General features: G+C 77.0%; 7 protein-coding genes. 5 read left to right on the forward strand and 2 right to left on the reverse strand.

The window, feature by feature from the left end; all coding sequences use genetic code 11:
• The first annotated feature begins 189 nt into the window (after positions 1–189).
• Entirely contained in the window at positions 190–402 is a 213-nt protein-coding gene (locus tag ACYVI6_RS16780; RefSeq protein ID WP_460447458.1) for a hypothetical protein, read from the forward strand.
• A gap of 3 nt (positions 403–405) precedes the next feature.
• On the opposite strand, the gene ACYVI6_RS16785 is transcribed toward ACYVI6_RS16780, so the two are convergent.
• Positions 406–933 (reverse strand): YbaK/EbsC family protein, encoded by a 528-nt coding sequence (locus ACYVI6_RS16785; RefSeq protein ID WP_460447459.1) that lies wholly within the window; start codon positions 931–933, stop codon positions 406–408.
• 21 nt (positions 934–954) lie between these two features.
• Complete coding sequence (locus tag ACYVI6_RS16790) at positions 955–2,697, reverse strand: CatB-related O-acetyltransferase (protein ID WP_460447460.1); 1,743 nt, start codon at positions 2,695–2,697, stop codon at positions 955–957.
• 364 nt (positions 2,698–3,061) lie between these two features.
• Here ACYVI6_RS16790 and ACYVI6_RS16795 point away from each other — a divergent pair, with 364 nt between their 5' ends.
• From ACYVI6_RS16795 to ACYVI6_RS16810, 4 genes are all read left to right on the forward strand, one after another.
• Complete coding sequence (locus ACYVI6_RS16795; RefSeq protein WP_460447461.1) at positions 3,062–3,433, forward strand: DUF6504 family protein; 372 nt, start codon at positions 3,062–3,064, stop codon at positions 3,431–3,433.
• An 89-nt stretch (positions 3,434–3,522) separates the two neighbouring features.
• A complete protein-coding gene (locus ACYVI6_RS16800) occupies positions 3,523–3,954 on the forward strand; it encodes an SAV_6107 family HEPN domain-containing protein (RefSeq protein ID WP_460447462.1) in 432 nt (143 codons plus the stop codon).
• 67 nt (positions 3,955–4,021) lie between these two features.
• Positions 4,022–8,365 carry a DNA polymerase III subunit alpha gene (locus ACYVI6_RS16805; RefSeq protein ID WP_460447463.1) on the forward strand — a complete coding sequence of 1,448 codons (4,344 nt, stop codon included), beginning with the start codon at positions 4,022–4,024 and terminating at the stop codon, positions 8,363–8,365.
• Between the two features lie 133 nt (positions 8,366–8,498).
• Positions 8,499–9,293, forward strand: a complete 795-nt coding sequence (locus tag ACYVI6_RS16810; protein ID WP_460447464.1) for a methyltransferase — start codon at positions 8,499–8,501, stop codon at positions 9,291–9,293.
• The last annotated feature ends 53 nt before the right edge of the window (positions 9,294–9,346 follow it).

Raw genomic sequence — 9,346 nt, forward strand, 5'->3', positions numbered from 1 at the left:
CCGGAGCCGGTGCGTGAGCCGGAGCCGGTGCGTGAGCCGGAGCCGGTGCGTGAGCCGGAGCCGGTGCGTGAGCCGGAGCCGGTGCGTGAGCCGGAGCCGGTGCGTGAGCCGGAGCCGGTGCGTGAGCCGGAGCCGGTGCGTGAGCCGGAGCCGGTGCGTGAGCCGGAGCCGGTGCGTGAGCCGGAGCCGGTGCGTGAGCCGGACCTCGAGCTTGACGAGCAGCCGGTGGCCACCGGTCCGCACGTCTGGACGCCGGACGAGGACCAGCAGCTGCGCGAGGGCGTGGAGTTCGGCTGCACCATCGAGGAGCTCGCCGACCAGTTCGAGGTGACCGTGCCCGTCGTGGCGCTGAAGCTGGCCGGGATGGGGCTGGCTGCCCCGTCCGAGGCCGAGGTCGGCTAGCCCTCAGGCCACCTCGGCCGGCGTCCCGCCGGTGATCCGCACCAGCTCGTCGTACGTCGTCGCGAACACCGCGTGCGGGTGGCCGGCGGCGGCCCACACGACGTCGTAGCGGGCCAGGGCGACGTCGACGAACGTGCGCACGGCGACGAGGTGCCCGACCGGCGCGACGCCGCCGATGGCGAAGCCCGTGGTGGCCCGCACCAGGTCGGGCGTGGCCCGGTCGAGCGCCGCCACGCCCATCAGGTCGGCCACCCGGTGGGTGTCGACCCGGTGCGCACCCGACGTCAGCACGAGCACCGGCTCGGGGTCCGACCCGGCGGCGTGCCGGCCGTGGTCGGGGTCGCCGACCGGCGCCACCGTCTGGAAGACCAGCGAGCTGGCGATCTGGCCCACCTCGACGCCGAGCGCGTCGGCCGCCTGCTGGGCCGTGCGGGCGCTGTCGTCGAGCACCCGCACGACCGCCTGCGTGCCCAGCCCGGCCAGCGCGTCGCGGACCCGGGTCACGCCGGGGTGCTGCAGCAGGTCGCTCATGCGCGGAGCGTAGTGGCGCGCCTAACCAGCCGGTTGCCGAGTGCGACGGAAGGCGGCGACGAACTCCTCGGCGGGTCTGGTGAACCACCCGGCGCGCGACACCAGCACGTCCTCGGGCCAGTCCCACCAGGCGATCGCCAGCATCTCCTCGACGAGGTGCTCGGGCACCCGAGAGCGGATCACCCGCGCCGGGCTGCCGACCACCACGGCGTACGGCGACACGTCGCGCGTGACGACGGCCCGCGCCCCGATCACCGCCCCGTGGCCGATGGTCACCCCGCCCAGCACGGTCGCGCCGAAGCCGATCCAGACGTCGTGGCCGATGCGCAGCGTGCTCGCCGTCCCCGGCACGAAGTCGTCCGGGTCGCCGACGTGCTCGACGCCGGGCAGCCGGTTCGCGATCGGGAAGGACGCGGCGGTCCAGGGCCGGTGGCCGCCGCGGGTGTCGTTGGGGCGCAGGCCACCCGAGGTGGTCACGGCTGGGTGCCGCGGGTCGCCGGGGTTCACCAGGGCGACCTCGTCGGCGATCGAGCAGTACGCGCCGATCTCGATGCGTTCGTGCACGTCGTACGTCTCCAGCCGGGCGCCCCTGCCGGTGAAGTACGTCCACGGCCCGACCGTGGCGGCGTCGGGGTGACCCAGCCGCAGCTGCGCGCTCACCCAGCCGGGGCGCGCGACGGTCGGCTGCTGCCGCACGGGGACGCCGTCGAACGGCGCGTCCCGCACCACCTCGATCCGGCCCAGCGCGCGCAGCCGGCGCACCAGGCGCTCGACGGTGATGAGCGCCGGACGCGTCTGACCCGCGGCCCGCCCGGACGCCGCGCGCAGTCGCTCGAGCGCGGCGCGCCGCACGATCAGTGCTGCCGGGGCCGATGTGCCGGGGAGCGCGGCCACGACGTCCGGGTCGTCGAGGGCGGCGACGAGCCGGGTGATGCTGCCGGAGGCCGGCACGCTGGTGGCGGTCGAGAGCAGCACCAGGTCGCCGGGCGGACCGGCCTGCGCCGTCCACCCCTGCTCCCACGCCGCGGCGACGCCCACCGCCTGCTTCGGCCGCAGCACCTGCGCGCCCTCGACGAGGTCGAGCAGCGCCGCCGACCGCGGGTCGGGGTGGTGCTCGACCAGCACGGTCGACGACGCGACGCCGCCGCGCTGCAGCTCCTGCAGGCCGAGCACGTGCCCGCGCAGCGCGTGCGCGACCGCCTCCGGCGTCTGGTCGGCGACGAGCACCAGGAGGACGCCGGGCGCCTGGGTGTCGTCGTCCGCGGGACGCCCGGTGCCGGGTGCCGGGCTCGCCGCAGCGGTCCCGGCGGCTGCGGCCGTCGCGCGGTGCCTGGCCAGCACGTGCTGCAGGCGCTCGAGCTGCCCGGCGCACGCCGCCGGGTCGGCGCCCGCGGCCAGGCGCAGCACCGGGTCCAGCAGCGCCGCCTCGTCCTGGGCCAGCAGCTCGATCTCGGGCAACCCGCCGTCGTCGCCGGCCTGGCTCTGCGCGGGGCCGAGGCACCAGTCCTGCACCAGGCGGGCGTGCGCCTCGGTCGGCTCGTCGAGCCCGTCGACGACCACCACGAGCGGCAGCCCGTCGTCGGCTCGCAGCGCCCGGGTGACCGCTCCGACGAGGTCGCCCGCGGCGGGCGGCAGGTCGGCGTCGACCGTGACCACGACGGCGAGCGGCTCCGGGCCGGTCGGGCCGGTCGGGCCGGTCGGGTTGGTCGGGCCGGTCGGGTCGGTCGTGCGGGCTGGGGTCGAGGGGTCGGGGCGCGGCTGCACGTCACCTGATCGGCGCAGCGTCGGCCGGTCTTGAGCACGCTGCCGCGGTACCGGAGGCGGCACCCGTCGGGCGGTGCGATCGCGGTGCGAACCGGCCCCGTCAGCGGTTGACGGACTGTCGGAGCCGGGGTGTACCTTGGGCTCTGTTCGAACACGTGTTCGAACACCGCCGGCGGCCATCCCCAGCCCCGGCGGTGAGCGACCCGTTCGGCCCGACTCGACCCCGGGCCGCGCGGGTCGGGTCGTCCGGTCGGCCGGGCGGTGGTGGGGAAGCCACCGCCCGGCCGCTCGGTCGACCCGTCGCTGCCCAGCCTTCCCCCGCCGGCAGCCGTCCTGATGGCGTGCGAGCGGAAGAGGTCCGGCGATGGTGCGACGGTACGACGAGCAGGTCGACGTGCGGTGCGAGGGTGATCCGCCCGGTGTCGACCTCGACCCCGACGAGCCCCGACAGCCGGTGGCGTTCGTGTGGCGCGGCCGGTTCTACGACGTCCGCGCGGTCCAGGCCCGCTGGTACGAGCGGCGGGGGTGGTGGCGCGACCCGTCCGGTCTCGCGCTGCTCGGCCTCGGCGCCGACCCCGACGCCCCGTCCGGCGGCCGGCTCGCGACCGTGCCGGCCGAGCGCGAGGTGTGGCGGGTCGAGGCCGCGGCGGGCCGCTGCAGCCCGGTGGGGGTCTACGAGCTCGTCCACGACCCGGCACGCGTCCCCGCGTGGCAGCTCACCAGCGTCGACGACTAGCGCACGTCGCGTGGTCACCACCCGGCCACGCGCCGTCCAGCCCGCGCAGGGCACGCCGCACCCCGTGTCACAGCACCTGGAGGAACGCCATGCCGACCACCACCCCGCCGGGGCTCGCACCGACCAGCCTCGACCTGCTCGACCGCGCTCACGAGAGCCTGGTCACCTCGGTGACCGCCCGCAGCGCGGGGGAGCGCTACGTGGCAGCCCACCTCGCCGCGCTGCGCAGCGCGGCCGCCGTGCTGGCGGTGCGCGGGCGCCCCAGCCGGCGCAGTCGCCCGCGCAGCGTCTGGGAGGTGCTGCCCACGGTGGCGCCCGAGCTGGGTGAGTGGGCGGCCTTCTTCGACGCCGGTGCCTCCCGCCGGGCCGCGCTCGAGGCCGGCCGCGACGACGTCGTGAGCACCCGGCAGGCCGACGACCTGCTCCGCGACGCCGAGACCTTCCTGCTGCTCGTCGAGTCCTCGCTCGGCCTGCCCCGCCAGGAGGTGCTGCCGACCGGGGCGGTCCCCGTGCCGTCCTGACCCGCAGCGTCCTGACCCGCACCGCTCACCCGCCCGACCCGCCCCCGACCCCATCCAGAGGCCTCCCGTGACCGACTCCTTCGTGCACCTGCACGTGGCCTCCGGGTACTCGCTGCGGCACGGCGCCAGCGCCCCGCAGCAGCTCGTCGACCGAGCGGTCGAGCACGGGATGCGGGCGCTCGCGCTGACCGACCGCGACGGCCTCTACGGCAGCGTGAAGTTCGTGCTCGCCTGCCAGGCCGCCGGCGTCGCACCGCTGCTCGGCGTCGACCTGGCGACGGCGCCGACCGGTCTGGTCGCGGGTCTGCCGGCCTGGGCCGACCCCTCCGTGTCGGCCCGGGCGGCCACCCGCAGCACCCCGGCCCGGGGCGGCGCCCCGGTCGACCTGCGCCATCCGCGGGTCACCGTGCTCGCGCTCGGCTCGGTCGGCCCCGGTGGCACCGACGGGGCCGCGCCGCGGGAGGGCGCCGGGTGGGCGGCGCTGTGCCGGCTGGTGTCGAACGCGCACCTCGGCAGCAACCACCTCGGCGGTGGCCGGGGGGCGCCGGTCACCGACCTGAGCGCCGTCGCCCGGTTCGCGTGGGGCGCCGGGACCGGTGCGACGGTCGGTGACCTCGGTGCCGCACCTGGTGAGGCGCTCCTCGACGCGTCGGGTCCGTCGGGTCCGTCGAGGCTTGTCGATCCTGCGACCGCGCCGTCCCTCGCCGTGCTGCTCGGGCCCTCGTCGGAGGTCGGCCGGGCGGTGCTGGCCCGCCGTCCCGACCTGGCGCGGGCGGTGCTGCGGCGCTGGCAGGAGGTGCTGCCGGCGGGGGCGCTGTTCGTCGAGGTGGTCTGCCACCACGCCCCGCCCGGCGGACCGCTCGGCGTCGACCACGCCGCCCGGATGCTCGCCCTCGCCCGCGAGTGCGGCGTGCCCGCGGTGCTCACGAACGCCGTCCGGTACGCCGACCCGTCCGGTGCGACGACCGTCGACGTGCTCGACGCCGCCCGGCGGCTGGTGGCGCTCGACGAGCGGCACCTCGACCGGGTGACCGCCCAGGGGCACCTGCGGTCCGGTGCCGCGATGGCCCGCACCGCCGCCGACGTCGCGGCCGGCCTCGGCGGGGGACGGCAGGTCGCCACCGAGGAGGCCGCGCGGCTGCTGGCCGACACCGCCGCGCTGGCCGCTCGCTGCGAGCTCGACCCGGCGCGCGACCTCGGGCTGGGGTCGGTGCACCTGCCCGAGCCGTCGGTGCTCGACCTGCGCCCGGGTGACGACCCGATGCAGGTGCTGCGCGAGCGGTGCACCGCGGCGATCGGGTCGCGCTACGCCGGCGCGAGCGACGCCCGGCTGACCCAGGTGCGCGACCGGCTCGACGTCGAGCTCGACTACGTGCGCCAGCTCGGCTACCCGACGTACTTCCTCACCGTCGCCCAGGTGTGCGACCTGATCCGCGACATGGGGGTGCGGGTCGCGGCCCGGGGGTCGGGTGCCGGCAGCCTGGTCAACCACCTGCTGGGCATCAGCGGCATCGAGCCGATCGAGCACGGCCTGCTCATGGAGCGGTTCTGCTCGCCGCTGCGCGCCCAGCTGCCCGACATCGACGTCGACGTCGAGTCCGCCCGGCGCACCGAGGTCTACGAGCGGGTGCTCGAGCGCTTCGGTGGCGAGCGGGTCACCTGCGTGTCGATGATGGACACCTACCGGGTGCGGCACGCCGTGCGCGACGTCGGCGCGGCGCTGGGCATGCCGCCGGCCGAGGTCGACGCCATCGCGAAGGCGTTCCCGCACATCCGGGCCCGCAACGCGCGCGACGCGGTGGCCGAGCTGCCCGAGCTGCGCGCGAGCGGTCTCGGCCACGACCGGCTGGCGATGTTCTTCGACCACGTCGAGCGGCTCGACGCGCTGCCCCGGCACGTCGCGCTGCACCCGTGCGGCGTGGTGCTGTCCGACACCACGCTGCTCGACCGCACCCCGGTCGAGGCCAGCTGGCTGGGGTTCCCGATGAGCCAGCTCGACAAGGACGACGTCGAGGCGATGGGCCTGCTGAAGCTCGACGTGCTCGGCATCCGGATGCAGTCGGCGATGGCGTACGCCGTCGAGGAGGTCGCCCGGGTCGACGAGGTGCAGGTCGACCTCGACGACCGCGAGCAGGTGCCGCTCGACGACCCGGCGACGTTCCGGCTGATCCGGACGGCCCACACCCTCGGCTGCTTCCAGATCGAGTCACCCGGCCAGCGCGAGCTCGTCGGCAAGTTCGGGCCGGAGACGTTCAACGACATCATCATCGACATCTCGCTGTTCCGGCCGGGGCCGGTGAAGTCCGACATGGTGACGCCGTTCCTCGAGGCGCGGCAGCGCTGGCGCGAGCCGCAGTACCTCCACCCGAAGCTGAAGTTCACCCTCGAGGAGACGTCCGGCGTCGTCGTCTTCCACGAGCAGGTGCTGCACATCGTCAAGGCGACCGCAGGCGTCGAGCTGCCGGAGGCCGACGAGGTGCGCCGCGCCATGGGCTCCCCGGCCGGGCAGCTCGAGGTCGAGGCGTGGTGGCGACCGCTGGCGCTGCGGGCCGGGTACGCGCCGGCCGACGTCGACCGCATCTGGGAGGTGCTCAAGGCGTTCGCCTCGTTCGGCTTCTGCAAGGCGCACGCCGCCGCGTTCGCCCTGCCCACCTACCAGTCGGCCTGGCTGAAGACGCACCACCCGGCGGCGTTCCTCGCCGGGGTGCTCACCCACGACCCCGGCATGTACCCCAAGCGGTTGATCCTCGACGACGCCCGCAGCCTGGGCATCGCCGTGCTCGGCCTCGACGTCAACGCCTCCGACGGCAGCTACCGGGTCGAGCGGGTCGCGCCGTGGGACGAGCCGCCGCCCGCGGTGCTCGACCAGCTCGACGCCGGCCCCGACCGGCCGGACGACGGCCCGCGCCCGCGGCCGCACCCCGACCTGCCCGACGGCCGCGCCTACGGCATCCGGTTGTCGCTGGCCGACGTGAAGGGCATGAGCGCGGCGGAGGTGGAGCGGGTGGTGGCCGGGCGGCCGTACGCCTCGCTGGCCGACTTCTGGCACCGGGCCCGGGTGAGCCGACCGGTCGTCGAGCGGCTGGTCGTGGCGGGGGCGTTCGACAGCCTGTACGGGCTCGGCGGTCTGGCCGGTCGGCTGCCGGTGCGACGCCGCGGCCAGGTGACCCGACGCGACCTGCTGCTGCAGGTCGCCGAGCTCGACCGCTGGACCAGGGCGACCGACCGCGCCGACCAGCGCGGCGGCCGGGGTGCCGCACGCCGGGGGCGGGGCCGGGCGACGACGCCGGTGCCGGCGTCCGCGCCGGGTCGCCGGTCCGGCCGGCCGGCACCGCCCGACCCGCTCGACTGGCAGCCCCGGTCCGGCCCGGGCGGGACCGGGGGCGGTCGTGCGGGCGGTCCTGGTGGTCCGGACGACGCGGTGGGGCCCGACCTCTTCGACGGCCTCGACGGCACCGGCGGCACCGACGGCACCGACGACGTGCGGGTGCTGGCTGCTGCCCAGTCGCAGGCGCCGCGCGAGGTGGTGCCGGCGGCCGAGCAGCCGGTGCAGCTGGCGCTCGACCTCGGTGACGCACCCGACACCACGCGGCCCAGCGGGCTGCCGGAGATGACCGGCGTCGAGCGGGTGCGCGCCGAGCTCGAGGTGCTCGGGCTCGACGCCAGCGCGCACGTGCTCGACCTGTACGCGCCGATGCTCGACGCGCTCGGCATCACCCGCAGCCGCGACCTGCTGCGCCGCCGCGGGGGGTCGGAGCTGCTGGTGGCCGGCGTGAAGGTCGCGACGCAGACCCCGCCGATCCGCTCGGGCCGCCGGGTGGTGTTCCTGACCCTCGACGACGCGACCGGGCCGGTCGACGCCACCTTCTTCGAGGACGTCCAGGGCCCGTACGCGGGCACGGTGTTCCACTCCTGGATGCTCGTCGTGCGGGGGGTGCTGCGCCGCACCGGCCCGCGCGGGGTGTCGCTGCGCGCGACCGGTGCGTGGGAGCTGCCGCCGCTGTGGGAGGCGTGGACCGACGGCGGTCTCGACGGCGTGCGCGACGCGATCGCCGCGGCCGACGAGCGTGCCGTGGAGCAGGCCGGCTACACCGCGCAGGCCACCGAGGGAGCGGCCGCCAGCCGGTCGCCGCGCCCGTTCTTCGTCAAGCTCGACCCCCAGCAGGCGGTGCCGGGGCAGGGCAGCGGGGACGACGGCGGCGGACGCGCCGGCGGCATGGGCGGCGGCCTCGGGCACCGACGGGTGCTGGTGCACGCCAGCGGGTTCCGGCAGTCGCCGTACGCCGACGTGCGGCCGGCCGGCGAGGACACCGCGAAGGCCGCCGCGCACCTGGCCAAGGAGGCTCGCGAGCGCGACGCCATGCAGGTGGCGCGGCGCCTGTGGCACCGGTCGCAGGGATCGCCCGGGTGACCTCGTCGGCGACCACGACCTCGCCGGGCGCGCCGGTGCCCCTCCGGCACGCCCTAGGGTGGTCCATCGCGGCGCGACGACCCGGTGCGCGTCCTCGGCACCCCCGGGTGCCCCGGCTCGTGGAGGCGACGGCGTGGCAGACGAGCAGCCGCAGGGGCGGCGACCGCGCCGCGGCGACCTGGCCGGCGCACCCCGCACGGCCGTGGTCTGGGAGGCCGTCCAGCGCATGGTCGCCGACCTGTCCGCACAGCCGGGTCAGGCGGGTCAGCCGCTCGCCGTGGTCGACGTCGGCGGCGGCACCGGCGGCCTCGCCGTCGCGCTGGCCGGGCTCGGGCACGACGTCACCGTCGTCGACCCCAGCCCCGACGCCCTCGCCGCCCTGCAGCGTCGCGCCGCCGAGGTCGGCGCCGCCGAGCGCGTGCACGGTGTCCAGGCCGACGCCGGGCAGCGCGACGACGTCGCCGCGCCCGGCACCGTCGACCTCGTCGGCCGCCAGGGGGTGCTCGAGTACGTCGACGACCCGGCGGCGGCGCTGTCGGCCGTCGCCCGGCTGCTGCGGCCGGGCGGTGCGGCCAGCGTGCTGGTGGCGCAGCGATCCGCGGTCGTCGTCGCCCGGGCCCTCGCCGGTCGCTTCGCGGAGGCGTCGCGCGCCCTCGAGGACCCGGATGGCCGCTGGGGCGCCGCCGACCCGCTGCCGCGCCGGTTCGACGCCGCGTCCGTCGTGCAGCTGCTCACGGCCGCCGGCCTCGCACCGCGCGACCTGCACGGGGTCCGCCTGTTCAGCGACCTGGTGCCCGAGGCGCTCGTCGACGGCGAGGAGGTGCGCAGCGCGCCGCTCGCCCTCGAGCGGGCGGTCGGCGCCCACCCCGACCACCCGGGTCTCGCGGCGCTCGCCACCCAGCTGCACGTGCGGGCCCACCGCCCCTGATCCGGGCGCCGCCGACGCCAGCTCGGTCCGCGGGGTCGGGGTGGGGCTGCGCC

This window comes from Angustibacter aerolatus (assembly GCF_054776675.1).

What these genes read in the sequence shown, in the direction of transcription:
- ACYVI6_RS16800 (WP_460447462.1), top strand. Translation starts at nt 3,523, where the DNA reads ATGCCGACCACCACCCCGCCGGGGCTCGCACCGACCAGCCTCGACCTG.
- ACYVI6_RS16785 (WP_460447459.1), bottom strand. Translation starts at nt 933, where the DNA reads ATGAGCGACCTGCTGCAGCACCCCGGCGTGACCCGGGTCCGCGACGCG.
- ACYVI6_RS16795 (WP_460447461.1), top strand. Translation starts at nt 3,062, where the DNA reads ATGGTGCGACGGTACGACGAGCAGGTCGACGTGCGGTGCGAGGGTGAT.